Annotated in this window: 24 protein-coding genes; 15 read left to right on the forward strand and 9 right to left on the reverse strand. The window is 57.9% G+C overall.

All coding sequences use genetic code 11. The features are described from left to right. Positions 1–4 precede the first annotated feature (4 nt). Positions 5–793 (reverse strand): GntR family transcriptional regulator, encoded by a 789-nt coding sequence (locus R2N11_RS23275; protein WP_316682541.1) that lies wholly within the window; start codon positions 791–793, stop codon positions 5–7. Here R2N11_RS23275 and R2N11_RS23280 point away from each other — a divergent pair. From R2N11_RS23280 to R2N11_RS23295, 4 genes are all read left to right on the forward strand, one after another. After that, entirely contained in the window at positions 792–1268 is a 477-nt protein-coding gene (locus R2N11_RS23280) for an OsmC family protein (protein ID WP_199031189.1), read from the forward strand. The genes R2N11_RS23275 and R2N11_RS23280 overlap by 2 nt on opposite strands. 297 nt (positions 1269–1565) lie before the next feature. Continuing rightward, the gene (locus R2N11_RS23285; protein ID WP_316682543.1) at positions 1566–2336 is read left to right on the forward strand and encodes an alpha/beta hydrolase; all 771 of its coding nucleotides are present in this window, start codon (positions 1566–1568) and stop codon (positions 2334–2336) included. 308 nt (positions 2337–2644) lie between these two features. Beyond that, positions 2645–2953: a DUF485 domain-containing protein gene (locus R2N11_RS23290; protein ID WP_021196673.1), complete on the forward strand. Its 309-nt coding sequence runs from the start codon at positions 2645–2647 to the stop codon at positions 2951–2953. Next, complete coding sequence (locus R2N11_RS23295; RefSeq protein WP_316682545.1) at positions 2950–4680, forward strand: cation acetate symporter; 1731 nt, start codon at positions 2950–2952, stop codon at positions 4678–4680. The genes R2N11_RS23290 and R2N11_RS23295 overlap by 4 nt, the downstream gene beginning before the upstream one ends. 91 nt (positions 4681–4771) lie before the next feature. On the opposite strand, the gene R2N11_RS23300 is transcribed toward R2N11_RS23295, so the two are convergent. Beyond that, positions 4772–6016 (reverse strand): saccharopine dehydrogenase family protein, encoded by a 1245-nt coding sequence (locus R2N11_RS23300; RefSeq protein WP_316682546.1) that lies wholly within the window; start codon positions 6014–6016, stop codon positions 4772–4774. Between the two features lie 51 nt (positions 6017–6067). Beyond that, positions 6068–6979 (reverse strand): acetoacetate decarboxylase family protein, encoded by a 912-nt coding sequence (locus R2N11_RS23305; RefSeq protein ID WP_316682547.1) that lies wholly within the window; start codon positions 6977–6979, stop codon positions 6068–6070. A gap of 171 nt (positions 6980–7150) precedes the next feature. Between R2N11_RS23305 and R2N11_RS23310 the strand changes: the two genes are divergently transcribed. Then, positions 7151–8089, forward strand: coding sequence for an SDR family oxidoreductase (locus R2N11_RS23310; RefSeq protein ID WP_316682548.1), 939 nt, complete (start codon positions 7151–7153; stop codon positions 8087–8089). Positions 8090–8339: 250 nt separating this feature from the next. Here the strand turns inward: R2N11_RS23310 and R2N11_RS23315 are convergent, their stop codons facing one another. The 4 genes from R2N11_RS23315 to R2N11_RS23330 form a co-directional block, all read right to left on the reverse strand. Continuing rightward, complete coding sequence (locus tag R2N11_RS23315) at positions 8340–9593, reverse strand: Hsp70 family protein (RefSeq protein ID WP_316682549.1); 1254 nt, start codon at positions 9591–9593, stop codon at positions 8340–8342. Positions 9594–10375: 782 nt separating this feature from the next. Further along, positions 10376–11767 (reverse strand): RtcB family protein, encoded by a 1392-nt coding sequence (locus R2N11_RS23320; RefSeq protein WP_316682550.1) that lies wholly within the window; start codon positions 11765–11767, stop codon positions 10376–10378. A gap of 849 nt (positions 11768–12616) precedes the next feature. Further along, positions 12617–13567 carry an alpha/beta hydrolase gene (locus R2N11_RS23325; protein WP_316682551.1) on the reverse strand — a complete coding sequence of 317 codons (951 nt, stop codon included), beginning with the start codon at positions 13565–13567 and terminating at the stop codon, positions 12617–12619. A gap of 2 nt (positions 13568–13569) precedes the next feature. Further along, complete coding sequence (locus R2N11_RS23330; RefSeq protein ID WP_316682552.1) at positions 13570–14004, reverse strand: carboxymuconolactone decarboxylase family protein; 435 nt, start codon at positions 14002–14004, stop codon at positions 13570–13572. Positions 14005–14087: 83 nt separating this feature from the next. On the opposite strand from R2N11_RS23330, the gene R2N11_RS23335 reads away from it, so the two are divergent. The 4 genes from R2N11_RS23335 (at position 14088) to R2N11_RS23350 (ending at position 17755) form a co-directional block, all read left to right on the forward strand. Then, entirely contained in the window at positions 14088–14729 is a 642-nt protein-coding gene (locus R2N11_RS23335) for a TetR/AcrR family transcriptional regulator (protein WP_316682553.1), read from the forward strand. Between the two features lie 124 nt (positions 14730–14853). Further along, on the forward strand, positions 14854–15105 hold the full coding sequence (locus R2N11_RS23340; RefSeq protein WP_316682554.1) for a hypothetical protein: 252 nt from the start codon (positions 14854–14856) through the stop codon (positions 15103–15105). Between the two features lie 524 nt (positions 15106–15629). Beyond that, entirely contained in the window at positions 15630–17042 is a 1413-nt protein-coding gene (locus R2N11_RS23345; RefSeq protein ID WP_316682555.1) for an AAA family ATPase, read from the forward strand. Between the two features lie 68 nt (positions 17043–17110). Continuing rightward, a complete protein-coding gene (locus R2N11_RS23350; RefSeq protein WP_316682556.1) occupies positions 17111–17755 on the forward strand; it encodes an RloB family protein in 645 nt (214 codons plus the stop codon). Between the two features lie 102 nt (positions 17756–17857). Here the strand turns inward: R2N11_RS23350 and R2N11_RS23355 are convergent, their stop codons facing one another. Further along, the gene (locus tag R2N11_RS23355) at positions 17858–18454 is read right to left on the reverse strand and encodes a hypothetical protein (RefSeq protein WP_316682557.1); all 597 of its coding nucleotides are present in this window, start codon (positions 18452–18454) and stop codon (positions 17858–17860) included. Positions 18455–18581: 127 nt separating this feature from the next. Between R2N11_RS23355 and R2N11_RS23360 the strand changes: the two genes are divergently transcribed. From R2N11_RS23360 to R2N11_RS23385, 6 genes are all read left to right on the forward strand, one after another. Next, positions 18582–19103 (forward strand): hypothetical protein, encoded by a 522-nt coding sequence (locus tag R2N11_RS23360; RefSeq protein WP_316682559.1) that lies wholly within the window; start codon positions 18582–18584, stop codon positions 19101–19103. Positions 19104–19180: 77 nt separating this feature from the next. Next, positions 19181–19702 (forward strand): hypothetical protein, encoded by a 522-nt coding sequence (locus R2N11_RS23365; RefSeq protein WP_316682561.1) that lies wholly within the window; start codon positions 19181–19183, stop codon positions 19700–19702. A gap of 7 nt (positions 19703–19709) precedes the next feature. Continuing rightward, on the forward strand, positions 19710–21398 hold the full coding sequence (locus R2N11_RS23370; RefSeq protein ID WP_316682562.1) for a hypothetical protein: 1689 nt from the start codon (positions 19710–19712) through the stop codon (positions 21396–21398). Beyond that, complete coding sequence (locus R2N11_RS23375) at positions 21395–23140, forward strand: hypothetical protein (RefSeq protein ID WP_316682563.1); 1746 nt, start codon at positions 21395–21397, stop codon at positions 23138–23140. Before R2N11_RS23370 ends, R2N11_RS23375 begins: the two co-directional genes overlap by 4 nt. A gap of 116 nt (positions 23141–23256) precedes the next feature. After that, positions 23257–24423: a pentapeptide repeat-containing protein gene (locus tag R2N11_RS23380; RefSeq protein ID WP_316682564.1), complete on the forward strand. Its 1167-nt coding sequence runs from the start codon at positions 23257–23259 to the stop codon at positions 24421–24423. Between the two features lie 179 nt (positions 24424–24602). After that, entirely contained in the window at positions 24603–25664 is a 1062-nt protein-coding gene (locus tag R2N11_RS23385; protein ID WP_316682565.1) for a DUF4365 domain-containing protein, read from the forward strand. A gap of 180 nt (positions 25665–25844) precedes the next feature. On the opposite strand, the gene R2N11_RS23390 is transcribed toward R2N11_RS23385, so the two are convergent. After that, on the reverse strand, positions 25845–26474 hold the full coding sequence (locus R2N11_RS23390; protein ID WP_316682566.1) for a DUF433 domain-containing protein: 630 nt from the start codon (positions 26472–26474) through the stop codon (positions 25845–25847). Positions 26475–26626 lie beyond the last annotated feature (152 nt).

Here is a 26626-nt window from a genome sequence, read left to right on the forward strand (position 1 = left end):
ATCCTCAATCGTCTTCGACGAGTTGCATCACAGTGGCTCTGGCTGAATTGAGATGCGCGATGGTCATCGAGCGCGCGCCGCGAGCGTTGCGCTCCCGGCAGGCCTGGAGGATGGCATCGTGCTCTAGCTGGAACGACGGTGTGTCGGCAAGCAGCGTGTTCTGCAGCCGCTCATAGCGTTCAACCTGGCCGCGCAATTCTGCAATGGCCTTGAGCTGGCGTGCGTTGCCACAGCACGCATACAGCAGCGCATGGAATTCGCGGTTGAGCTCGCCTTGTCTTGTCGTTGAACTCGCGTCGTCCAACAGCCGATGGACAAGCTCCGCGCGTGCCAGCGTTTCGTCATCGAGCTGCTTCACGCTTTGGTAGATCGCATCCCCTTCGAGCAGGGCGCGCAGGTCGTAGATTTCCTTCACGTCTGCCGCGGTCAGCATGCGTACGACGGCACCGCGGTTTCTGAAGGTCTCCAGCAGCCCCTCACGCTCCAGTTGCTGAATGGCTTCACGCATGGGAATGCGGCTGACCCCAAAGCGGTCGGCCAGATCCCGTTCGACCAGCCGCTCGCCGCCGGTCAGCTCGCCGTTGGCGATCATTTCCCGCAACGAAGCGGCCACTGCGTCTGCGGTGGAATCCAATTTTGCTTCCATCATGTTCATCCGTTCATTTGGAATAATGGTATACCAAATGAAGAATCTCATGCCAGAATGCGCCCGCAGGTCAGTGAGGCGAGTGAGACCCAGCGCGGCTGGTCCGACGCCACCGTTCAACGTTTCGATATCGATAGAGGGCACCATGGCATACGGCGAGCACAACTACCGCGTTGCGGTGCAGTGGATCGGCAACAGGGGCACGGGCACATCGGGGTACCGCGCATACGGCCGCGATCACGTGATCCGCGCGGGCACCAAGCCGGAGATCTCCGGCTCGTCCGATGCGGCGTTTCTTGGGGATGCGGCGCGCTGGAGTCCGGAGGATCTGCTGCTGGCTTCGGTGTCGGCGTGCCACAAGCTTTGGTATCTGCATCTGTGTGCCGACGCCGGCATCTGCGTGCTCGACTATGTCGACAACGCGGAAGGGACGATGGTGGATCGCCCCGATGGCGGACGGTTCACCAGCGTTGTCTTGCGCCCCCGGGTGGTCATTCGTGATGGCGATGACCATACGCTGGCCGCCGAACTGCACCACAAAGCGCATGCGCAATGCTACGTGGCGAACTCCGTGAATTTCCCCGTCCGCTGCGAGCCGACCATCGAGTTTTCCGGTGCCTAAGGTGTTGGCGCGATGGGCGCGACATGGGCGGGCCGCTGCTGGATAGGCCGGCCACCACTATCTGAAATTCGGATAGTCGATATTGGTGCTATGTATTTGCGTAATTTTGGTCTCATTCCTAGGATTCACGACACATCCGCTATGCGCACAGCTGTTCATAATTAGAACAAATGGTGCGTGAGATGGGTGGACGGCGATGCGTTGATCGACGGCTATTCCTCCCCGATCCACTGTCCGTTCTGCGGCTTCGCCTTCAGACGATGTGCCTTTGTCCACACAGCCCCAAGGAGTGTCACCATGAAAGTCCTCTCTTACGCAATCCGCACCGCTGTCGTCGCTTTCTCTGCAGTGGCGCTTAGCTCGAACGCAACGGCCGCCGCGCCCGTCAAGAACATCGTGCTGGTGCACGGCTACTTTGCCGATGGCTCGGGCTGGCAGGCCGTTGCCAAGATTCTCATGCGCGATGGCTATAAGGTCTCCGTCGTGCAGCAACCAGAGACGTCATTCGATGAAGACGTGAAAGCCACCACCCGCGTGGTTGAGGCGCAAGACGGCCCCAGCATCCTGGTTGGCCACAGCTACGGTGGTGCTGTCATCACGGAGGCCGGCAACCACGAGAAGGTCGCGGGTCTTGTCTACGTAGCCGCGTTCCAGCCCGACACCGGCGAAAGCCCGCTCGACCTGACCAAGAAGATGCCGCCCGCCACCCAGGCCATCAAACCGACCCCCGATGGCTATCTGTACTTTGACCCGGTGTCCTTCCATGCCGATTTTGCTGCCGACGTGCCTGCCGCTGAAGCCAAGTTCATGGCGATCTCGCAGGTGACACCGGCTGCGCAGTCATTTGGTGTGCCGATCAAGCAGGCTGCCTGGAGGACGAAACCGAGCTGGGCCGTCGTCGCCACCGCAGATCGTGCGATCAATCCTGATCTGGAGCGCTTCATGACGTCACGCGCAGGCAGCAAGACGATCGAGATCAAGAACGCCAGCCACGTCGCTTACATCTCGCATCCGGCCGAAGTGGCGAAGCTTATCGAACAGGCCGCAGCGCAATCCATCAAGAACTGAAGCCACGCGAGGTTCCGCTTCAGGCTGGTGAGTGGGGCTGAAGCGGCGCGGACTGGCAGTGCGGTAGCGGTTGGATCGCTCAGCTGTTGATACGAGGCACCCGGATCACGGCTTGTTGAGGTCTCCCGCTGCAGTCGCGAGCGTATTCCCCAATCGCTGCTGCAGCACATCTCGGAGCAACAAGCCCGGCAGCGCTAGGGAAAACCATAGTGCCTGCCACACCGCTCACGAGGGGCCGAGTAAGAGTTCAGTCAGTTTCGCTATCCAGAATCGCCGCACTCATTCAAGAGCAATTCAGGAGACAGGCGATGCAGGATGGTTTGGTAGCAAAAATCGCGGCGCATCCGAAATATGCGCAGCTCAAGCGCCGGCGCAATGCGCTCGGCCTCTTTCTGACAGTGGCGATGCTGGTTGTGTACTACGGCTACATCGCACTGATCGCATTCAACAAGCCGTTTCTCGCCAAGCCCATGAGTGCAGGGGTGATGAGTGTCGGCGTTCCGGTCGGCATGGCGGTGATTGTGTTCACAGTCGTCATCACCGGCCTCTACGTGCGCCGCGCAAACAACGAATACGATCAACTGACGCAGGACATCCTGCAGGATGTCGCCAAATGAAGAAGACGCTTTCCATGATGCTGGTGGCGCTGCTGGCCGCCGGTGCCTGCGGTGTGGCCTTTGCAGCGGGCGGTGATGTTGGCGAGACGGCCAAGCAGGCAACCAACACCACGGCCATCGTGCTGTTTGCGCTGTTCGTGGCAGGCACGCTGTGGATCACCAAGTGGGCGGCCAAGCGCACGCGCTCGGCGGCAGATTTCTACAATGCCGGTGGCGGCATCACCGGTTTCCAGAACGGCCTGGCGATCTCGGGTGACTACATGTCGGCCGCCTCCTTCCTGGGTATTTCTGCTGCCGTGATGACCTCTGGTTACGACGGCCTCATCTATTCCATCGGTTTCCTGGTCGGCTGGCCGATCATCACGTTCCTGATGGCCGAGCGGCTGCGCAACCTTGGCAAGTTCACCTTTGCCGATGTGGCGGGCTACCGTTTTGAGCAAGGGCCGATCCGCAGCTTTGCCGCCGTCGGCACGCTGGTGGTGGTGGCTTTCTACCTGATCGCACAGATGGTCGGCGCGGGGCAGCTCATCAAGCTGCTGTTCGGGCTCGACTACTGGGTGGCGGTAGTGATCGTCGGTGCGCTGATGATGGTCTACGTGCTGTTTGGCGGCATGACCGCGACGACCTGGGTGCAGATCATCAAGGCGTGCATGCTGCTGGCCGGCGTGACGTTCATGGCGATCATGGTGCTGGCGCAGTACGGCTTCAGCCCCGAAGCGCTGTTCGCCAAGGCCGTCGAAGTGAAGACCGCCATTGCCACCAATGCCGGCAAGTCGTCGGACGATGCCACCAAGATCGGCCTGTCGGTGATGTCGCCGGGCGGCTTTATCAAAGACCCGATCTCGGCCATCTCGTTTGGCATGGCGCTGATGTTCGGCACTGCTGGGCTGCCGCACATCCTGATGCGTTTCTTTACGGTGCCGGACGCCAAGGAAGCACGCAAGTCGGTGTTCTGGGCGACCACCTGGATCGGCTACTTCTACGTCCTGATCTTCATCATCGGTTTCGGTGCGATCACGCTGGTGCTGACCAATCCGGAACTCTCTGATGTGGCCAAGGGTGTGATCAAGGGCGGCGCGGGCACGGCCAATATGGCTGCGGTGCTGGTCGCCAAGTCGGTGGGCGGTGATGTGTTCTACGGCTTCATCTCTGCTGTGGCCTTTGCCACGATTCTTGCGGTGGTGGCAGGGCTCACGTTGTCCGGCGCCTCGGCGGTGTCGCATGATCTGTATGCCACTGTCTTCAAGAACGGCAAGGCCAACAGCGCGGATGAGTTGAAGGTGTCGCGCATCACCACGCTGGTGCTCGGTGTGATCGCCGTGCTGCTGGGCATCGCCTTCGAGAAGCAGAACATCGCGTTCATGGTGTCGCTGGCGTTTGCGGTGGCGGCGTCGGCCAACTTTCCGGTGCTGTTCCTCTCGATGCTGTGGAAGGGCTGCACCACGCGCGGTGCTGTCATTGGCGGGTTCCTGGGGCTGATCTCGTCGGTGGGGCTGACGATTGTGTCGCCGTCGGTGTGGGAAGCCACGCTGGGGTATCCGAAGGGCTCTGCATGGTTCCCATACACCTCGCCGGCGCTGTTCTCGATGACGATCGGTTTTGTGGGCGTGTGGCTGTTCTCGGTGCTGGATACCAGCGCGCGTGCCAAGGTTGAGAAGGCGTCTTTCGATGCGCAGCAGGTGCGTTCGGAAACGGGCCTCGGTGCGGCGGGCGCTTCGGGTCACTGAGCGGCCGCGCGCCAAAACGGGAGGCGGGCGGTGCGCTGCCGCGTCGCCTGCCTTCCAGTGTTGTCCCCTCTCGCGATCTTCTACGCGTCGATCATAGGCGCTCGAAGCGCAGGCCTGCGTGGCGGGTCAGGCGCGCGATGAAGCGGTCATCGAACATGGTGGCCGGCGTCCAGAAGCCGCCGGGGCGCCCGGTCTTGATGCCGTCCTTGATATGGTCGAGCGCGAGGCTGGCGGCGGCCTGGCCCAGCATCTTGCCGGTGGAGCCGTAGCCCGGATCGCGATCCCCCGTAACTTTCACGCGCAAGGTCTTGCCGTCGTCAGTGCGCGCGAAGAAGCGGATGTCGTAGCGGCCAGCCAACTGGGCTGCGGGGCTGGGGCCTTCGCCCGGCTTGGGCAGCAGGAAGCGCTCCATCAGGAGCCGCGTGGGCTTGATGACGATCCCCACCATGAACGCGCCCAGGCCGGCGACCATCGTCACGGCTCTCAAACGGCCTTGCAGGCCACTGCCGGTGATCACTGCTTCGTCATACGTGAACTGGTTGCCGTAGGCGTTGCCGGACAACGCATTGGAGCGGTGCACCACGCGCTCGTTGATGGCCGCCATGACAAAGGGCGCGATCCACGCATCGAAATCGGTATCGAACGCCGCACCCCTTGTGGAGTGCTGGCGTGCCGTGAAGCCGTGGCCGTTGGGGCAGAGGGCATACGGGTTGGCCAGCGCCTTGCGCAAGGCGGGGTTGGCGGCGGCCTCCTGCACCACGTTGATCAGGCTGGCCACGGTGCCGCCCGATGCGCCACCTTTGAGCGTCTTGACGCGCATCTTCACGTGGGTGGCCGGCGTGCCCCATTGCTGCATCGCCTGTTGCTGCAGGAAGTAGACGCCCATGTCCGACGGTACCGAGTCGAAGCCGCAGCAATGCACGATGCGTGCACCTGATTGCTGCGCGGTCGCTTCGTACTTCTCGATCATCCGTTTGATCCACTGGGTTTCCCCAGTGAGGTCGCAGTAATCGGTGCCGCTTTCGGCGCAAACCTTGACCAGCGGCTCGCCATACAGTGCGTAGGGGCCAACCGTAGACACCACCACCCGGGTCTGTGCACACAGCGCGCGCAACTGGGCTTCGTTGGCCGCATCCGCCACGATGACGGGCAGGGCGGCGCCTGCCGCACCCAGTGAGCGCTTGAGTTCGTTGAGCTTGGCTTCGGACCGACCCGCAATGGCCCAGCGCAGGGTCTCGGCCTGGCCCGAGAACTGCTCGGCCAAGTAGCGGGTCAGAATCTGGCCGACAAAGCTGGTGGCGCCAAACACGACGAGGTCATGTTGCGGGGTGGTCATGGGGTCTTCCTTTCCTGGGCGGATGAGTGGGCCTGCATGAACGCCTTTTCCTCATATGAGGGCATGCTCGAAAGCCTTCAGCGGCGTTGGCAGATTCAAAACCAGTTGCGCGTCTTTGACAACGTCCAACCGAAGAACGGTAGACGCTCCCAGTCCGTCTAGCAGCTGGCTCAGCGGGCCGCCGTTGCGCACCAGCTTGATGTCGCGCGGAAACAGGCGTTGGGCGAACGACAGCGTGTTGCTCTGCACCGTGCTCTGGTGCCATGCGCCGTCGACTTTGTTGATCATGGTCGTCGTTCCCATGCGGGACTGGGGTACGACGTTGCGCAGGGCGGGAAGCGGCGCATGCAAGGTCAGATCCGGTTTGCCGCCGGGCGTGGCAATGCTGGCACTCACGGCGGTCTCGATGTGCATGTCGATGTCGGCGCGCCACTTGGGCAACTGATAGCCATGTACGCCGCGCACGCGCGCGATCTCCGTGGTGACGGGCAGGGCCAGCACGTGCGCGACGAAGCTGCGACGGCGCATGGAATCGAGCAGTTCCAGCGCATGTGACCCGCGTGCCCCAGGCCGACGGATCACCACAGCAACGGACACCTCGTCGTACGGGTCGTTGTCGCACACCGCATACGAGAAGAAGGTCAGTGCGACGAGCCCATGGCCCGGGAATGCCCGAAGCGGTTCGAGCGGCTCAGGCACGGTCGCCCGCAACCGCGCGAGCGGTGCAAGAAACAGCAGTTGAATGCTGCTGGAGCGGTAATAGAAGTTGGGCGCCCAGGTTGGGCCGACGCGCGAGGCGGCCAAGCGCTTGGGGATCCGGCGGAAGAAATCGATATTTCCTGCCGCAGGGTCCAGTGCCACTTCATCCAGATTCGGGTTCATCCGATAGCGGTCGTAGTAGCCGCCTCTCAACACTTCCACCTTGTGCGGCCCGAATTCGACCTGTGTAAACCGCGTATCCATGTGCGTTGACCTTTCCTCTGTGGGTTGACCGGCGAACACACTCTAAGATTGAACTTGGCTTGAAGGTCAAGGCGTTGGATTTCGTCGCAACGGTCGGCTTGACCTTCAAGTTGACTTCAACGTTAGTCTTCTGCCTACAACTAGGAGAGCAACTTCTCAAAGGCGGACGAAATGCAGACGATATTGGGAGCGAACGGCCAGATCGCCATGGAACTGGCGCGAGAACTGCATCGCAACTACACGGGCGAAGTGCGGCTGGTGAGCCGCAACCCGCGCAAGGTGAACGACACCGATACCCTGGTGCCGGCCAACCTGCTCGATGCGAAGCAGACGGCCGAGGCAGTGAAGGGTAGCAGCGTTGTCTATTTCACCGCGGGTCTGCCGCCGGACACTCAACTGTGGGAAGCGCAGTTTCCCGTCATGCTGAAGAACGCGCTGGATGCCAGCCGGGCGGCTGGTGCCAGGTTCGCCTATTTCGACAACACTTATATGTATCCGCAGGATGCCAGGCTGCAGACGGAGGCAACGCCGTTCGCGCCGGTAGGGCGCAAGGGTAGGGTGCGGGCGGCGATGGCGTCGATGGTGCTGGAAGAGATGGCACGCGCAGAGATCCCCGTGCTTATTGGCCGGGCGCCCGAGTTCTATGGCCCGGGTAAGACGCAGAGCTTCACCAACGCGCTCGTCATCGAAAATCTGGAGGCCGGCAAGAAGCCGCGCGTGCCGGTGCGCGACGACACCCGGCGCACACTCATCTGGACCCCCGACGCCAGCCGCGCGCTGGCGGCGCTGGGCAACGCGCCCGATGCGTTCGGGCAGACCTGGCATCTGCCCTGCGACGACGATCGGCCGACGTACAGACAGTTCGTCGCCATGGCCAGCGAGGTGTTTGGCCGGCAGCCGTCCTACACAGTCATCGGCAAATGGGTCATGACTGCCGCGGGCATCTTCTCCAAGCCCGTGCGGGAGATCCGTGAGTTGCTGCCCCGGTACGAGCAGGACAACCTGTTTGATTCCACCAAGTTCAAGCATCGCTTCCCCGAGTTCAAGGTGACGAGCTATCGGGAAGGGGTGGAGCTGATACGGCGCGAGTGGGCGGGAAGCCATGCCTGAACGACCGCAGTGGGTTGCGGATTCAACCGGTCAATGCAACGTATTGATGGAATCGTTCCGCTGGCGTATCGCAGTTTAGAGTCTTGCGCGGACGTTTGTTGAGCCGTCTGGCGACGGCATTGAGCTTAGCCTGCGAACTGAGTCCGTTGCTTTGAGTTGGTTCGCCTCTAGCATGGCGTGGTCTTCGTCTCCAACGACAGCGATATCCCAGCCCGGATGGTTCGATACGCTCGAAACGTCCCGCCGCCCGTCAGCTAAACTTGCGCGCCGCATCGCGCGCCAGGCCAGAACCGATCCCGCCGAACAGGTCACCTTCGACGCGCCGCGCCGACGGCAGCACTTGCGCCAGTTGCTCGCGCAGCAACGGCACCCCGCTGGAGCCGCCGGCGAAGAGAATGGTATCGACTGTTTCCGCTGCGACGCCCGCCGTCTTCAGCATCGCCTGCACCGTCGAGACCGTCTTGCCGACCAGCTTCCCAATCGACTGGTCGAAGTCCTCGCGCGTGACGGGCTGCTTCAACTCGGGCGCGATGCGGTGCAGGTCGATCTCCGCCACCGGGGCGTCCGACAGCGCGATCTTCGCGTCTTCCACCTGGATGGCCAGCCAGTGGCCGGCGCGCTCGCGGATCAGGCGGATTAGGCGGTCGAGTTTTTCGGTGTCGGCGGCATCTCGGTAGTTGTCCATCACCACCGCCCACGCCTTGCGCGTGTACACGTGGTTGATGGTGTGCCAGCTCGCCAGGTCGAAATACTGGCCGGACGGCATCGCCTTGCCGTTGCGCAGCGTGCTGTTCAGGCCCAGTAGCGGCATCACGGTGGCTAGGCTCAAGGCGCGGTCGAAATCGGTGCCACCAATGTGAACGCCGCCGTTGGCGAGGATGTCCTCGCGGCGGTCAGGGCGTTTCGCGCGGTCGGGCGACAGGCGCACCAGCGAGAAGTCCGACGTACCGCCGCCAATGTCCGCCACCAGCACAAGTTCTTCACCGCTGATGCCGGCTTCGTAGTCAAACGCGGCGGCGATGGGCTCGTACTGGAAGGCGATCTCGTCGAAGCCGGCGTCGCGCGCGATTTCCGACAGCGTGTCTTCGGCGAGCTGGTCGGCCTTGGGATCTTCGTCGATGAAGAACACCGGGCGGCCCAGCACGGCGCGGCGGAATTCATGGCCGGCGGCGCGCTCGGCGCGCCTCTTGAGTTCGCCGATGAAGTGCGCCAGTAGCTTGCGGAAGGGCATGGCCTGGCCCATGACCTCGGTGCTGTCGTCCATCATCGACGTGCCGAGCAGGCTCTTGAGCGAGCGCATCAGGCGGCCCTCGTAGCCGGCAAGATAGTCGGTCAGCGCGGCACGGCCGTAGCTGACCAGCGGGTCTTCAGCGTGAAAGAAGATGACGGAAGGCAGCGTAACCTTGCCGTCTTCGAGCGGCAGCAGGGTGGGTGCGTCCGATCTCAGCCAGCCGACGGTGGAGTTGGACGTGCCGAAATCGACGCCGCAAGCGTTTGACATCATAGGATTGTGGCTTCTCGAGTGCAGCGGGAGGCATGCGCCTGCACGGGATGTCAGGAGCGGGCGCCACCGGCGAAGGGGCGCTATTGTAGTGGCTTTGTGCGACGGATCCCCTCACGGTGCCCGCTGTTGCGCGCCGTCATGCATCAGCGGGCTCGCGACCTGTGATGCTAGTGGGGCAACGAGAGGCAGGACCGCGAAATGAAACGCAGAGCTCAGCTCGATGCTTGGCTCCGCGTTCCTATGTGAAAGGCTAAGGGCAAGCACGACGTTGGTATGTGAAGAAGGTTGGTTCGAACCCGGCCACGACCAGACAGTCATCAACCTTAGCTGCCACTCGTGAGGCAGGAGATCAAAGACAGCTGCCGTCCCATTGCGGCCGCTAATGTCTACTAGCAGCGGTCGCGGTCCTACGTAAGGCCAATTCGACTCCTGAATGTGGTCGTTCGACTTTTGAGTGCATATGCTGCTGTAGGTCGTCGCCCGCAACGACCTGTTATCTAGCCGGCAGGGGGTGGTCAGCGCTCGCGGCGTATCCAGCAGTCCATTAAGACCAGCATGCCCAGGCCTGCCACCCACAGCGGAAAACGCGTAATTCCGAAGACCAAGGCCCGGTAACCACCGAGTGAGGCATACCACTCGGTGGTTTGGGTTGGCTGGGCTGGCAGTACGTACACCAACAAATGAACGGTGACGCCAATAAGCCAAGCGCCAAAGACTAGCCATCGGATCAACGTCAACTTGCGGGGTGTGTTGAGCTTCATTCTGGATCACGGAAATGGTTCTCAGGCCTTGAATGTTATCCACGGCTTGAGACGCACAGCACCTCGAATCAGGCCCGCTTCCTCCTGTGCCTGAATGACAGGGCCGATTGGCTTGTAGGCTTGGGGGGCCTCCTCAATCCGGCGTTCTTCCCGAAGCGTGACGCAGGTCCATTGGTGTTCGGCTTGTTCCGTACGCAGCCTCCGTACCGCTTGGCGACGCACGCTTCTGCCGGCGCCGTGACTGCACGACCACAGCCAGTCCGGGTGACCAAGCCCCGTCACAACGAAAGACGAATCCCCCATCGACCCTGGGATGAGCGCCAAGTCACCATCGCGTGCCGGCGTGGCACCTTTGCGATGGATGTTCAGACCGTTCTCCGTCAACACAACGTTGTGTGGAACGTCCACTACCAAGTTGGAGCGCGCCTCCCCTGTCAACTCGGTCAACTCTTTGCGGACCATTTCGGCAAGCACGACTCGATTGAGCCAGGCATACCGTGCGGCGGTGCCCATGGCGGTCAGGTACTCACTCGCAAGGTCTCCGGCCAGTCCGTACAAACCGCTCTCCGGATGCTTCAAGCCAGTTGGCCATGAAGCCCGAGCGCGATCCATCCAACGTTGACCGACATAGAACCCAACATCACGCGATCCGCTGTGGATCATCACGACGATATCGCCTAGACCCAGCCCCGCGCGATAGGCCGCGTGCCGGTCAAAAACCTCTTCGACGATCTGCAGCTCCACGAAATGGTTGCCGGAGCCCGGCGTGCCCAACGCAGGATCGCGGAAGACTTCGCGCAATCCGACGTGCGCGTCCGGCGCGTATTTCGAGCTGGCCTTGAACTGGCTGAGGCTGACGCACTGTGAGAACTCGCGCGCCAGCCGCTCGCGGTCAACCTGTTGCCAGAGGCCTTGTTGGGCAATGCTGTCGACGAAGGCCTCGGGACCAACGTCAAAGAGCGCCCGAAAGGCCGAGCTATTGACGGGCACGTCTCGCCCGTCCGCGAGAATCGCTCGGGTCAGACGTTCAATCAGTTTCGGCTTGAGCGGCTCCAGTTGCGACAGCGTAAGACCGGTGGTCAGCAAGCGCATACCGCAGTTGATGTCAGTGCCGACTGCCGCCGGAATGACGAAATCCGGGTCAGTTGCAACGATGGAGCCAACCGGAGCGATACCACCTGGATGGAAATCAGGTGTTGCGCATGCTTTGCAAACGCCATGGTGGCTGTCTGGTGAGCGCACGGCTGCGAAAGACAGGAGCTGCCGTACCGCCTTTTCTTCTAGGGGTAGAGACTCGGGCAGAAGTACGGAGGCCTGCGAATGCTCATTGCGCAGGTGATAGATGCCGGCGTTGTAGTCGACATGGACGCCTTGCCGTTGCAAGGCTTTCTTCAAGCGGGGAATGGAAGACATAGCTGCTGAGAATGCATAAGGTACGACGGTGCCTCCGGCAAAGTTGGAGGCCTTCAGTACCTTCCTGCAGCAGCGTCGAGGAAGGGCGCGCGGAGTATAGCAAGACCGCTAGATCTCGGACAGTAGGGGCGCCAGTGGCATTACTTGCTCTCAATCTGCCGTTTGGTTGCCTCATCCCTACTTGGCGGCTGTCGCTAAGGGCGACTATGGCAAGCCTCCTTGTGCCTTAGCGCTGGTGGTGGTCTGTTCGGGCCCGAGGCTCGGGCGGATTCTCTTTTGTGTGATCCATGGAGTACTTTTTGGGCGAAGATCCGTCCGACTTCGCATGCGTCTCCTTCGTCGAGCACTATGCACTCTCCTCATTCCTTGGCTCCAGAGGCATAAGTTGTTGAAGAAAAAGAGGTTTTTCGAGGCGACGTCGAGCACGCGCCAGAAGAAGTTGAGCGCTGATGTCGAGATTCACTCAACACTGAACCGGCAGGTCCCGACTTATAAGCATTTCCGGCGGAGTTGCTCGGCCAACTTTGAACTCGTGGTTCGCTTAACTTTGAACTATCTGTGTTTGGGTTCACGTAACTCTGAACTTTCGCGGGTACCCGTGTACGCGATGACTCATAGGACCTCCTGGAGGCCCGCTTTGACTCGCGATCCACCAACGCACAGGGGTGAAGTAGTGCGCATCAGTTACTCCCGCGCGAGTCGTTGCGCTTGTCGCGCCAGCCGTCGGATATTGATGAGACGCAGACCAACGCGGTCACGCACTGCATCCCCCGTTTGCTCATATCCGTGTTCCTGGTAATAGCACCGCCACTGGTGCCAACTCCGTTGAGTCATTTCGCCGTCGCATGGTCATGGCTGCGACGTGAGGTTCAACGAACGCTTCAACGAGCTGCCGGCAAGCTCGAACAAACGACGGGCTCCAGGCGTCACTCCCAGCATGTGGATGCAGGCATGCACCATGCCGTCCAAGCGATGACACTCCGTGGCGACGCCAGCCTCGCCGAGACGACGGGCATAGGCTTCACCTTCATCACGAAGAGGGTCGTATTCGCAAACCAGGATCGTGGCGGAAGGGAGATTTGCGAGGCTTGCCGCTCTGAGTGGGGACGCCCACGGCGAGTCACCATCCGCCTTAACGTGCAGATAGGCGGACCAGCAGAACTCCATCGTACTGCGGGTCAGGAAGTAGCCCGTCGCAAACTCGCGATAGGACGTTGACGACATCGCCGAATCCAATGGTGGATACAGCAGCAGTTGGTGCGCTATGGCCGGGCCTCTCGTGTCATCCCGCGCACACAATGTCGCCGCCGCAGCCAGGTTGGCACCCGAGCTATCGCCACCTGCCACCAGGCGGGTGCGGTCGATCCCTAACTCGTCCGCATGACTCGCGGCCCAGCACAAGGCCGTGTAGTAGTCGTGCAGAGGAACTGGAAACTTGTTCTCGGGTGCCAGTCGATAGTCAACTGACAGGACGACACAGCCCGTGGCGTGAGCCAACGCCCTGCAAGGGTTGTCGTACAGCTCGAGCGAGCATCGAAACCAACCGCCGCCGTGGGCGTAGACGATGGCCGGCAAGGGCACGGAATTCGGCGTGACCGGTGTATATGCACGAATCCGGATCGAATGGCCATCGCTGCTCAGAATACTATGAGTTCGAACGTCGGCGATGGATGCCAGCGGGCCATGCAAGAGCCGCAATTGCACTTCGCCGGCGGTACGCAGGGCATCCAGTGAGGCGGCGGGCCCGCCCACAGGCGGAAGTTTGGCGAGAAAGTCGGCGATGAGAGGATCGAGCGCCACGTTCAGGCCCCCGGTTCAGAGGAAGCCATGGAGGCAAACACATCCTTGGCTGTTTGCATTGCCAGCAAAGTCGCCGGCATACCGGCGGCAAAACCGACCTGAATGAAGGTCTCAACGATAGCCTCTTGGGTGAGTCCCGAGCGCAGGGCTGCTCCCACATGCAGTCGCAAAGGGCCTTGGCCGGTAGCTCCAAGTGCTGCGCAGGCTGCAAGGACTACCAGTTCGCGTTCACGCAGGCTCAATGCTGGTCTGCTGTAGACATCTGCGAACTCCCATTCCATGACGTGGCGCGCGAAATCCGGCGATACATCAGCCAACGCATCCAGAAATGTCTTGGCCGGCAGGCCGAACACATGCTCGAAGGTGGCACATCCTCGATCAAAGCGGCTGCCAATTGGAGGTGCCGGTGGATGCTCAGGAGATAAATTTCGGGACATGTTATGCTCCATAGACTGCACAGTGCAGTGCATATGTATTGCACTGTATTGTGCAGTGCAATTTCCGTCAATAGGAGTCAAGCTTGAAGAAGGTCGTTGCCCCCGCTCCCGTGCTACGTGTTCCACCCACACAGGAGGCGGTCCTCGAGGCTGCTGTCGCGTCTTTCCTCACGCGCGGCTACGGCGGCACTAGCATCGATCTGGTAGCACGCGATGCAGGAGTTGCTCGCAGGACGATCTACAACCAGTTCAAGAGCAAAGAAGCCTTATTCGATGCGGCAGTCCGACAAGTCTGGCGCGACTTTCCGGTGCTGGAAATTACTCAGGATGCGGCTGCGTTATCCAATCCCGAACATGGATTGACGCTAGTTGGACAAGCTGTTGCCGACTTCTGGGCGCCGCCGGAGGCCGTTGCTCTACTACGTATGGTGATTGCAGAGGGGGCGATCTTCCCGGACTTGGCCCAGCGCTTCATGGCTGCAGGTAAAGAACCCGCCATGAAGGCTTTGGTGACCTATCTTGAGACATGCGCCCATCGGGGCACATTGACCTTCAGTGATGCTGTGCGCGTGGCCAAGCAATTCCTGGGTTTGATCAATGAGCCTCTGTTGTGGCTGCGTGTCGTTGGCGCCGAAGCAAGAGCGCCTAGTCCGGCCGAACGCAAACGAGTGGTACGAGAGGCGGTTTCTGTATTCTTAAGTGCATACGCGAGGCGCCCGAAGTAACAGAGAACGGATTTATGGCTGCTGTCCTGGTTGCCATCCAATCTCTGCTCGCGTGACCCGAACTTCCCGAATTTTCTTGGTGCGATTTGCTCCGGACGGCCAATTACCCCATGCGTGCGTGTCGATGCCGGCAGGTGCCCTCCACGTCTACTTCGAGACGTGGGAACGGAATGCCGGGATCGAAATTGACCCGGAGGTGCGGAAGTCGTTGTTCCGAAAAGGACGGTTAGGCGGCTACCAGACGGTGTTCGCGGAAGCCATCGACGTGTGCTTCGAGGACAGCCGCGTCGACCTCGCGCTGCTCGAGCAACTCGTCTTGGCCCGAAACCGTGCACAGCACCCAGGGAGCCTGATGTCGAGATTCACTGAACCCTGAACCGGCAGAGCTCGATACCTAGGCGTTTGCGCCCGAGTTGCTCGTACAACTTCGAACACGTGGTTCACTTAACGCTGAACTATCTGCGTCTTAGTTCACGCAACTCTGAACCTTCCGAAAAGCAGCATCGGTCAAGAAATCCTTAGGCCTTATCTACGGGCTTAGTGTCGGACTGCGTTCCACAGCTTGGGCGCGGCCCCGAGATGGAGGTCAGCCGGCCCGCCGGCCTTTGCTTGGCGATCTCTGGAGTTGTATCCACGTTAGCAATTTCTTGGATTGCTGCCAGATGTGAACGGTTCCTCTCCCGGCTAGCGTCCGGCCGGCCTCAAATTCAAATATGCTCTGTAGAGCACTTATTGGTTCGAGCCGCAGGCAGGGCGCGCGTTCCTTACCTGCGCATATAGGCTTCGCCACTAGCGCCGACACAAAGCGACCCACGAGCAAAGTCGAATGCTTTCCAAGGAGGAGGCAATGTGTGAAAATTTCGCGTACAAGCTTGGCTTCCGGCTTCTGGCTTGCTATAAATGCCGCATATCCGCGGAAAAATCACAAAGATCATGATCGTATCCTTCACCGTCGGCAATTTCCGCTCCTTTGACGCGGAGGCGACACTCAATCTCGTGGCAAGCAAGAAGCTTACGGGGAGCCATCCAAGCCATGCGGTTCCCCTTCCGGGCACAGATGAGAGCGTGCTTAAGACAGCGGTCATCTACGGTGCAAACGGTGCCGGGAAATCCAATCTGTTCAAGGGCCTTAACTTTCTTCGAGACGCAGTGCTGACTCCACGATCAGCGGACCCGGTAGCTGGGACAGGTCGAGAACCATTTAAGTTTGGCGCTTCGCCGGATAAACCATCATTCTTTGATTTAACATTTGTTGTTGAAAATAAGATCTATCGATATGCAATCAGGGTTGATGATGACTACGTTGTTGAAGAGTGGTTGTCCCGTATCAATGGAAAGAAAGAAGTAGCTCTTTTTGAACGTGTTACGGACTTTGAAGGTAAGGTGACTGTTGAAGCAGATTCGGCTTTTTCCAAGCAGTGTGGCGAAAGGTTCAAGGCGTTGTGCACTGTTGGTGGCCTTCCACACCAAACTTTTATGGCTACAGTAGTAGCTACCCTAGGCGTTGGGGGGGTGGATGGCGAGTTGGGCGAAATCTTTGAGTGGTTTCGACTTGGCCTTCGGTTGATTGAGCCAAATTCTGCGATATTGCCCGTTGGTCATTACTTGACGGACGATGAGGATTTTAGGGTCTTCTCGGGTGAATTCCTGCGATCATCCTCAACTGGGGTGGATCATCTGGAGGTTCAAAAAGACGAAATTTCGGAGGATGATTTAAGGAAGCTGATTCCTGAGCAAGTTGTTAATCGAGTCCTCAAGGAATTTCAGAGCAGTGAATCGCAGATTGCTGTTCTTGAGCTTCCCAACGGTAGCGAAGTAACAATTGAACGATCGGATGCAAATCATTTCTATTTGCTTTCGGTAAAGGCAGCGCATCGAACTTCTTCCGGAAGAGCGGAATCCTTCAGCCTCAACGAGGAATCAGATGGAACAAGGAGATTGTTGAATCTTATTCCTGCGTTGCATAAATCAGAGGATGGTGGAGTCTATTTTATTGATGAAATTGATAGAAGCCTCCACCCCATGTTGATTTGGAAGTATTTGGATTATTTCTTGAGTTCTTGTGAAGGTGCTGCGCATCAGATTATCGTTACTACGCATGAGTCAAATTTGTTGGATCTGGCTCTTTTGAGGCGCGACGAAATTTGGTTTGCAGAGAAGGATGCTTCCTTGGCAACGCAGCTATATTCGCTGGCGGATTTCAAGGTGCGTAATGATTTGCAGGTGAGAAAGCATTATCTGCAAGGTCGCTTTGGTGCAGTTCCGTTTCTTGGTCGTATCGACAATCTGATAGATGAATCTGCGTCCTCATGAGTCTAATAAAAAGAACGCCTCGCCCGCTTACTCGGGATACGAGTAAATTCCGGGACGATCGCCTATTTGTGGTTGCATGCGACGATCGCTATGCGCCAAGTCAGTATTTCAGTTTTTTTGAGATAGAGAGGGTCAAAGTATTTGTAGTGCCCACTGAGGACGGAACTTCGTCGGCTCCCCATGTTCTCGATAGATTGTTGCGGTTTGATTTGGATTCGGACGACGAACGATGGATGCTTTTGGATACAGATCACTGCATAAAGGGCTCTCATCTTGGTTCCTATACCGAGGCGCTTCAGCGCGCTCGCCAGGCGGGTGTAAAAGTCGCTTTGAGCAACCCGTGTTTTGAGCTCTGGCTTCTTTTGCACCATGTGGAACCTCAGGATGTCGCTATGCTTAAGCAAGCGTCCAAGGTGGAGGAGGAACTAAAGAGGGTATTGGGCGGATACAACAAAACGATGTTGAAGAAAGAAAATTTCCCTATCGAAACTGTGCCTGTTGCTTGTGAACGAGCCCGCGAGTTGGATACAGATGGCAACGGAGGCGATGTTCCTTTGACAGTTACGACCAGAGTTTACAAGCTACTTGAAGCCTTGGCTTCGGCAGTCAGCTTCCTTCAAGTACCAGAGGCGTTGCGCACGATCAGAGGCACCGGAGAAAGAGCAAGCGGCCTGCTAGACATTAAGACCGAGACTCAGGCAACCGAAGGTTGAATCACGACGTGGTCGCGTTGAATCCTATGCCAAATTCTTGTCCATGCCTCAAGGATGAGGCATGGGGATACAGTTCGTACGTCCCACTTCAGCCGACCCGATTCAGCATGCCAAGCTTTGCGAGTCAGAATCACTTGACGGTGCTGCCTGCAACGGTTGCGGTTCTGGCTGGCTCGCACTAGCGCTTTGCTCGATTGCTTTGCGTGCCCAATGGCGCCCGCGCATCTCTGCAAATTCGACAAGCGTCGCCAGTAGAAGCACAACCGTCAGCGCACCCAGGATAGCTGCCCACTTGAAGTTATCGGCAAGCAACGCCAAGACAGCAAAGACCGCCCCAAATATGGTCGAAAACATCGGCACTGCGACTTGGCGAACGGACCGCGGTGGGGGCGGTACAAAGGTCTTCTCCGCGCGGAAACCAGCTGACTCATCGAAATCTAAGTACTGCCGTCCAGCAGCAACATGCCTCGCCAATCGCAGGGCTTCTGAATGCCTCGCGATGTAGCGCAATTCCGCGATCGAAAAATCCGTACCATAGGCTGCGAACATGCGGCCGGCATCCGCTAGAGTCGGAGCTTCGGTATTCATCTGTTCCCAAGCCTTGACTACTGCCTCGGGGTTTCGTGCGCAGTGCTCGCGCACTATCCATGAAAAAAAGCCGCCTACAAGCGATGCGATACCGCTGGACTGACTAATCATTTTGAATGCCTATCCTGTTGTTGCCCACTCTAATGTGCTGTCCGTATGCGAACCTTTGGCTGCTTCGCCAAGACTCTGTTATGTTGGTGTTGATAAATTACTGGCAGGCTTCTCAAGGGGCTGAGTTGTGAATATCTACTTCGACAACAATACCCTAGCGGAAATGGTTCAGGCAGGCATTAATCCGATCGCCGCTCTGGCCACTAGTGAGTACGTCGTATCGGTTACGCCGGATCTGGCAAGTGAGTACCAGCAGGCTATCGCAAGCGAGAGAGTTTCGGTTGCGGAGAAAGATCTGTGCCGCCAACTCCTCGCCGCCGCAACCGAGCGAGGCATCTTCGGATTCGATGAGGCTGGTCGCGGGTACTCGGGCTTTGATTTCGGTGTCTGGGCCAGTGACGGTATGACCGAGACCTTACGGTCGATCAAGGTAACCGACAGACCTGGCAAGGCGATCCCGAAAAACCGAACGGACGCCTTCTTGGTCGCGCTAGCCGAGGGAGCTGTGATTATCACGAACGATGCTGGCCGCCACTTCAAGCAAGCGCGGTCTGCTGGTCAGCACGTTTATTCATGGAGCGAAATTAGTTTGGGCTCAGCAGCGCCGTCGGAGGTTGCGCGACAGATCGGAGCGCTGCTGTTTCGCTAATTCAGCCGTCATTGATGCGGTGAGGGATGAGGGGCAGCAGCCTGTCATGCTCAATCAGAAAGACTGGTAAATGAACGATGACAACACAGAAGACTGCTAAGCGCGGCGAATTCAATGCTAATTGGCCAGTTCCAGATGAATACTTGCTGGAGTTGGGACGAATGGTTTGCGTTTGGGGTTCCCTAGAATCGATGAGTGCGGTCGCAATATCGAAGCTCGCAGGTTACGACTCGCCGACGGATCCACGCGCTCTCACTATGGTAGCCCACAGCAATTTCCAGCAGCGAGTAGACGTGATTGGCGCGCTTTGCGGGCAACTTGTGGAGCAATTCCCGCAGCTGAAAGATTACGAAAGCGTTATCAAGAAGATAAAGGCGGCACAGGGCGGGCGCAATAAGTATGCGCACAACGCTCTGTCTCAGGACGAGCAGGGGGACGTTAGTATTGCTTTCATGTCAGCCAGAGGCACCCTTAAGACGACTGTTGAGCCAGTGCGGGTAGCTGAGATTCGTGAGGTCACTGCCAAGATTCACGAGGCGCTTTGTGCCCTGCAAGGGTTGATCGCCAACAAGGTAGTCAAGCCGATGTGGGAGCGGTGAATAGGCTATGACGGAGGAACAGCTTCGCGAGGCGATCCTTGCGTTGAGAGAGGGGCACTGGGATCAGTATGAAGCGCTCATTCGGCCGCTTCTGAAGAGTAACAAAGAGGAGACATGGGCAAGGCTTGCCGCCGAGCACCCCGCTACGGTCAACCTGCTGTCCGTTCTATCGCTATTGTCGAAGAAGCAGGCCAGAGCAGCTTGTCACTGGCTACTGCCCGCCATCGGCAATTTATCTGCACTCTCGCTAATCGAGGCATTTTCTCTGCTTGATTTTGCCGAAACGCTGGACGCGTCGTATTGGCATGTACCAACTCAACAGTTGGCATCTCACATTGCCGAGCGTACCGACCTCGGTGCGGAGATTGGTGAGGGCCTCAGGGCGGACCCACGTCGAGGAGACGCGTCGCAGAGAGTCTGGGCAGTTGCATTTTCGTCTGCCACTCCACTCATCGCCGCGCGGTATTTGGTTGGGCTCATGACGGGAAGTCGTACGGATACCCAGCTTCTTATTCATCTGCTGCATGCTTCGCCGGTAGGGGCGCCCGTGGTCCAAGCCGAGCTAGCTCCGTGTGAGAAGCCGCTAGCGGATTTTCTTCTCGGGAAAACGGGCGAATTTGGCCATGCGGCATGGTCGGCTATGACATGTATAGCCTCTTTTTCGCCGACGGCAGTGGGCTATCTATTGAGCGCTGTCGACACTGCCAACTCCCAAGCTGTTGGAGCGATTGCCAACTCGCTTTATCAGCTAAATGGCGCCGCCGCAGAATCGCTCCAACGTATTCTCAACGGAATGGTGACTATCGGCGTTCAGAGCGAGCAAGCACGTGCCCAGATTGATCGAGCGATTGCAAATCTCATGTTTCGCGATGAACTCCGGCCCTATGCTGTGGCGAGCTTGCTCGATCTCTGTTCGCTAGAGAGTGATGCCGTGGAAATGTTCAAAGAGGCCTTTGGTGGGCTTGCCGAGCATCCAGCTGAGTTTTTCCGCGTGCTGTCTGAATGGCTGGTTCGCCCAGTCACGAGCTTCTCATCTGTCACGGGCTTGTTGTCGTTGTGCACGTCTAGACGTGCACCAGTCGGGTTGGATGCTGCGGTATTCGCCGCACATGGGCCGGACAGTTGGCTGAAGGCGGCGAGACGACTTCTCGCGCTAACTCACCATGGCCCCACTTTGTGCCAGTTCATCGCCGTCATTGCAGCGATGGAGTCGATCGGTGACGCGCGCCTACAGCTAGCGGGGCAGATGCTGAATATAGCGTTCACAGAGTATCCCAGCGCGACTGAGCAGTTCTTGAAGGAAAAGACTGCAGAGATCTCGAGGTCGGACCCTACAGCGTATGTTTTTCGCGGTGTCTATGCGAACGCGCTACGTTGGCGGAGAGTTCTGGCTCGATTGCCTGCACGCAAAGAGCTGCGTCCGAGCGAATTGGAGCTGCAGGCGCTGCGGGCTATGAAGAGGCGTATCAACAGGGAGGTCATGCGAGCTGCAGAGGAGCAGTCGATCTTCCGGCAGCTGGTTTCAAAGTCGCATATTGCGCAGGGCAGAAAATTCGTGTCTCACACACAGTTTGGACCTCCACAAGTGACAGAGATGGCGCAATCCAGCCACTCGGTAGAGTTGCCCTCCAGCGAGCTAGCCGACCCAATGCGAGGGATACTTGAACGCAGGAAGCTGCTTGAGACCGCGCGATGACTGACAGCCTCCGGCTATTGCTTGAAGACTTTCTGGGACTCATGCGAGAGGAAGGTGAGCTAGATGTCTTCCTACCTCTTCTCATGTCTGCAATGGGACATGAGGTTGTGTATCGACCTCAGAAGGGCCCTCGGCAGTATGGAGTGGACATTGCGTCAGTTGGGCCCGATAGCGACGGACAGACAAAGCTGTTTCTCTGGCTAGTAAAGTGTGGCGATATCGGAAGGAGCGATTGGGATACGGGTCCACAGTCGGTACGACAATCAATCAATGATGTAGGAGACATCTATCTTCGCAGCCACATAGCGCCGGAGCACAAGGCGCTAAAGAGGAAGCTACTGATTGTTACGAACGGCGACTTCAGTGCAAATCTGAATGAGACTATCGCCGCTTTCCTTGAAGACTGGTCGCGCAGAAAAAAGGTCGCCACGGAGCAAGTGAATGGCTCAAAGTTGGCGGCCTGGACCGAGCGCTTTCTGCTAGACGAATACATCCTTCCGAGTTCGAACCGCTCATTGCTGCGACGCATGCTCGCCAACGTGTCCTCTCCTGAGCTGTGCGTAATGGTCGGGCGTCGACTCATCAACGAAATGCTCAGTAGCGCAGTAGCACCAGCGAAAACAGCTGGCGCCCGGACCAAGCGCCTACTTACTGGTTTGCGCGGTATTCGCACCACACTGAGGGTCCTATCGGTTTGGGCGGCAAACGAGGAGAATCTGCTTGCTCCGTACATACTGTCTCAGTATGCCGTGCTGGCGGTATGGTCCAAGCTACACGAGCGGTTCCAAGCGGGCGATGCGGGGGCCGGTCGAGAGTTCAGCGAACTGCTATTTCAGTTGGCCTCGGTTGCAGAGGTCTATCACCGGAGCATGGACCCTTACTACGTGGTGCAAGACGCTTTTGCCGACGTGCTTCCTGACAGCGTCCTAGTGTCTCGTACCGTATTTGACGAGCTTGGCCGACTCGGGCAGCAGGGATGCTTCTGGGCATTCTATGCGGCGCTCAATAATCACGCTGATTCCGAGCAAATGGCACTCCGCTACGCAAATCGCGTTCAAGCGCTTGTCCAAAGCCACAGTTGCAGCGCGCTCCCGGCCTACGATTATCATTCAGCAAGCGTGCATGCTGCGCTCCTATTGCTTGCAGCGACGGGCCAACACGATTTGGCTCGCACTTGGGTCCAGCATCTGTGCCAGCGTATGCACTATGCGACCAGCATACGGAAGTTCTTGCCGATGTCAGCATCTTTCGAAGAGGCAGTCTGGGTACGGCATGGGTACGAGCAGATGGAGCAGGAATTCTGCTCGACCTCTACGCTTGTACCCATTCTGCTTACGTGGACCGCTGCGCTAGCAATGGACGACGGCTATACGTTTCTTAGGGAAGATGTAGTGCCGAGGCTCGACGGCTCTACACCGAATTTCTGGAGCGCTGAGGGCGGATACGATGCGGTGGTCGCTGATCCCAATGCATTCCATGAGCATGGTATCGGGGAGGCCGTCAAGCAATTCCATGAGGACCCGCGCGAGTTCCTTCGCTTGATGTCGGTGGGGCTTGCTGGCGTCGACCACATTGAGCAGTCGGCCTGGTATCAAGTTCGTGCACCGTACATCCCTCTTCTTGCGGCATTGCACTGGCAAGGCCAACTGCCACGCCAGATGCTGGTTCAGCAAACGATGGCGTTTACCGGCGTTCCCTTATTGTCCCTAGTAGGGGCTGGCCACCAGTCAATTGAAGGGTAGTATTAAATTCGTGCGGGGGCATCGCGGCTGTCATTGGAATTTGGAGTGCGTTGAATGAAAAGCGATGTCGTGAAAATTTTATCAGTAAATTTTCGCGTAGAAGTATTTCTTACTAAATGAAGAATAAATTCAAAAACTGGGCTTATGATCATAAACGAGCCAAGCGCAGGGATCGAGTGACGAAGTCTGATCTCTATCAATTATTCGTGGCCGTTGCAATGTTGGCCGTTGTCATCACGCAGACGACCTTGTTGCATCTGCAGAACAAGAGAATTGATGAGCAAATTTATATTTCTCAAGCGGCTCCAGCTTGGCAAGCATTACCCCAAATCGAAGGGCTTGCGGTCCAACTACGAAAGGATGCAAAGAATTCCTGTATTGACAGGGAAATGCTGGTGAAAGACGCAAGGACGCTAGGTGAGATTTTGATGCTCACATGTTGGAGCGAGCTCGCCAAGATCCATGCAACGACAAAGGAGCGATACCAATGGCTTGAAGTCTGGAGCCGCCAGCATGGTCGCATGGCCGAGGCTAATCTTAATAGGGATGGTGTGTTGGTGTCTAGATACGAAGATTCACCGAATGCATCATTCAATGTTCAAAATTTTGAGTTCATACGTAACGCGTATCTTGAACCTTCCGTGGAGGCTGCGGCGACTGCTGAGGTAATAACAGAGGCTATGCTGCCCTATCGATCCCTGGACGTAAAAATTGGTGGAAAGAGTGCGGATACTCCAGAACTTAGCCCAAGGCCAATTAGCCGGGAGCGGGCACTTGTATTGAAGCAATTCATAAACAACGGATACGGTCCAGTCGGGAACTTCGATAGTGCGCTGCTCGACAATTTTGAATTTGTTAATGTGCAACTTGGGGGAATTAGGCTGAAAGGCGCCTCTCTCAAGTGTGCTTCATTCAACGGTTCTGATCTTAGATTCGCCACCTTTGATGATGCCGACCTCAGGAAGGCCAAATTCTCGCGATCGGACCTTCGCGGATCGCGGTGGAATCACGCAATTCTCGATGGCGCTTCGTTCGACCGCGTGCTCATGCCATCGGCAGCGGCTTTCAGGCCAGCGAGTCTCAGAAACGTAAATCTAGAAGGGGCGATAGTTGATGCGCCTGACTGGTTGACCGAACTAGGAGCGACGGGACCGGTGATCGCTGGGTTCGATGCTAGCGAATGGGTGGCTACCCCAGATAACGGCCATCACGGATACGCCATCGCCAGACGAGTACCAGTGTCAAGTGCCCAACCAAATTTGGGCTGCGATCCGCGCGACTAGGCCCCTATTCGTTCCGCAGATGGTTCACCCGACATAGCGTCTTCAGTGGGCACCCACCACCTAAACGTCTTCGCCAAGGGATGTTGTGCAGGCGCTTACTTTGATGCGGCCCTATACTTAATGGGTGGGCGTCCACCGCTGTACCGCTATTAGAACGAGCAACAAGAAAGAAGGAACAAGTGTCCAACGAATACCCCGTCCGTGCCGACACGCACATCTCCGAATCAAAATCCCTCGCGCTGCTACGGCAGTCCCTGCCGAGTCACTGGGTAATACGCGAGGTAGGCGAACGAGACTATGGCCTGGACGTATACGTGGAGATTGTCGGAGAGGATAAGCGACTGCGCGGCGATCTTGTTGCCATCCAGCTCAAAAGCCAGGCCGAAGTAAAATTCTCCAAGTCGTCGCCCAGAAAATATACGACGCTCCGTACGGTCAAGCGCAGCACGCTGAACTATTGGTTGGGTATGCCATTGCCAGTGTTCCTCTGCTTAATATGTCTGTCCAGCGAGCGCTGCTATTGGGTGAATATCAAGCGTCGAAACCGCGAGGGCGCCTATTCCAAAACAACGCGCGCTCGAGGAAGGCGGGAACAGGTCGAGGCGTCCGATCCAGCCATTCGAATCGAGGCGGTCGACAACTTCAATTCGTCCCATCTAAATCGCTTCCTGAGGTCTTATGAGATTGAGCGCAGGTGGTCAGAGATCGAGGTGGCTATCGAGAGGGGCTTGACGGCTTACACTTCACTCGGCCCGTTGGTGCTTATGTGTGAGCGCCGCGATCCGAAGCAGTATTGCTCGACCACACTGCAATATCTCATTAACAGCCATTGGGACACTTTCCGGACTCTCTCCATGTACCTGGAGGGCGAGTCACAAACCGACCTTTCCCATTGGTATGAGGAGAACGCTCGCTATGCCAAAGCGGAGAGGCTTCCGGGGTCTTATACCTTCTACTTCCGTACCGTGTCTGCCATGTTCAAGGAGATGCTGAGCGGCTACCGAGACTGCCTTATTACGGCGTACGAGATGGTAACTTCGACCCACAAGGAATACTTTGACCAGCGCTTCCCCTTATTGCGTTCACATTTGGAGCATCGGCCTTTGACTTTCCTTGCGGATGACTGGTATTCCCGCTATTTCTTTGACGAATACGAGAGCGAAACCAAGCATCCCGAAAAACTCTTCTTCGAAGATTTCGCGGAATACGACAACGTTCTGAGTGATCTCCTCCGCAGTTAAGCCTCTCGTTCCGAGAGGGTTCGAACAATTCAAGGTTTTTCATGACTACATTGAGATCATAGGATATCAACCTGATCAGTTCGCTTCCGGTTCGATCGGCAAACGCGTTGACGTTCCGCCTGGCACACACTATCGCTTCGCACCTCCGCTTATCCAGGACGGGTTCCCCGGGTGCTTACGTTATTGAGAATTTTTACTCGTTCTCACTACCTTGCTGTGTACCGGCTTCAACTGGCGAAAGAGTTGAGCGGCACGCCTTTCCCGGCCCGCGTTGGGGCGAATCCTCACGTAGACAGCGGCATCATCAAGCAAGGATGGCGAGAGGAATGGATAGGCAGCGTGTAGCGTTGCGAAAGGAATGCCTGCAGCCACAGCAGCAAGAGCGTTTCTGATCGGCAGCCGTGTTCCCTTAAAACAGGCCGTGCCGCTTAGGATTCCTGGATCCTCCACGATACGGCGTAGCGCCCGGCGAGCTTGCAACACGTGCTTGATGGCAGTGTGCACATAGGGCTTCAGCGTTATCGTGACGCAGCCAAAGGGCACCGACCAATCAAACTCCGTCTTGCGCAACCGCCCGTTGAGAGCCAGGAATATCTGGCAATCGGAGCGCTCTAGTACTCTCTCGCACAACACGGCGATGGCACGTTTCCGTGCTGCAAGAGTCAGCTCTTCGTGTGTCTGGAAATAGAACGCGGCAAAGACTGCCGCCAGTGGCGCGAAGTACCGATTTCGAGTGCCCACGACCAGCGCTGCTGGCAGCGCACCAATGCGGACGAGGCTGTGGACTTGTCTTGTGGTCAAGTCAGCCATGAGCGCGATCTCAGCCGCAGAAACGAATTTCTCGCCCGTTGTCATGACCGTAAGCACCCGGTGAACCCGTCTTGCCAGCTAGGTGGCGCTGGGCGTCCAGCGATGCGGGAGCAGTTCGGCGATGTCGGCCGCCTTGTGGGTCGGCAGTCGCG

The organism is Ralstonia flaminis (genome assembly GCF_958415495.1).
Lineage (GTDB): Bacteria > Pseudomonadota > Gammaproteobacteria > Burkholderiales > Burkholderiaceae > Ralstonia > Ralstonia flaminis.

Bases quoted from the DNA above. Each gene is read 5' to 3' on its own strand.
- R2N11_RS23280 (WP_199031189.1), top strand. From the start codon at position 792: ATGGCATACGGCGAGCACAACTACCGCGTTGCGGTGCAGTGGATCGGC.
- R2N11_RS23275 (WP_316682541.1), bottom strand. From the start codon at position 793: ATGGTGCCCTCTATCGATATCGAAACGTTGAACGGTGGCGTCGGACCA.
- R2N11_RS23285 (WP_316682543.1), top strand. From the start codon at position 1,566: ATGAAAGTCCTCTCTTACGCAATCCGCACCGCTGTCGTCGCTTTCTCT.
- R2N11_RS23290 (WP_021196673.1), top strand. From the start codon at position 2,645: ATGCAGGATGGTTTGGTAGCAAAAATCGCGGCGCATCCGAAATATGCG.
- R2N11_RS23295 (WP_316682545.1), top strand. From the start codon at position 2,950: ATGAAGAAGACGCTTTCCATGATGCTGGTGGCGCTGCTGGCCGCCGGT.
- R2N11_RS23300 (WP_316682546.1), bottom strand. From the start codon at position 6,016: ATGACCACCCCGCAACATGACCTCGTCGTGTTTGGCGCCACCAGCTTT.
- R2N11_RS23305 (WP_316682547.1), bottom strand. From the start codon at position 6,979: ATGGATACGCGGTTTACACAGGTCGAATTCGGGCCGCACAAGGTGGAA.
- R2N11_RS23310 (WP_316682548.1), top strand. From the start codon at position 7,151: ATGCAGACGATATTGGGAGCGAACGGCCAGATCGCCATGGAACTGGCG.
- R2N11_RS23315 (WP_316682549.1), bottom strand. From the start codon at position 9,593: ATGATGTCAAACGCTTGCGGCGTCGATTTCGGCACGTCCAACTCCACC.
- R2N11_RS23320 (WP_316682550.1), bottom strand. From the start codon at position 11,767: ATGTCTTCCATTCCCCGCTTGAAGAAAGCCTTGCAACGGCAAGGCGTC.
- R2N11_RS23330 (WP_316682552.1), bottom strand. From the start codon at position 14,004: ATGTCCCGAAATTTATCTCCTGAGCATCCACCGGCACCTCCAATTGGC.
- R2N11_RS23340 (WP_316682554.1), top strand. From the start codon at position 14,854: ATGCCGGCAGGTGCCCTCCACGTCTACTTCGAGACGTGGGAACGGAAT.
- R2N11_RS23345 (WP_316682555.1), top strand. From the start codon at position 15,630: ATGCCGCATATCCGCGGAAAAATCACAAAGATCATGATCGTATCCTTC.
- R2N11_RS23355 (WP_316682557.1), bottom strand. From the start codon at position 18,454: ATGATTAGTCAGTCCAGCGGTATCGCATCGCTTGTAGGCGGCTTTTTT.
- R2N11_RS23365 (WP_316682561.1), top strand. From the start codon at position 19,181: ATGACAACACAGAAGACTGCTAAGCGCGGCGAATTCAATGCTAATTGG.
- R2N11_RS23370 (WP_316682562.1), top strand. From the start codon at position 19,710: ATGACGGAGGAACAGCTTCGCGAGGCGATCCTTGCGTTGAGAGAGGGG.
- R2N11_RS23375 (WP_316682563.1), top strand. From the start codon at position 21,395: ATGACTGACAGCCTCCGGCTATTGCTTGAAGACTTTCTGGGACTCATG.
- R2N11_RS23380 (WP_316682564.1), top strand. From the start codon at position 23,257: ATGAAGAATAAATTCAAAAACTGGGCTTATGATCATAAACGAGCCAAG.
- R2N11_RS23390 (WP_316682566.1), bottom strand. From the start codon at position 26,474: ATGGCTGACTTGACCACAAGACAAGTCCACAGCCTCGTCCGCATTGGT.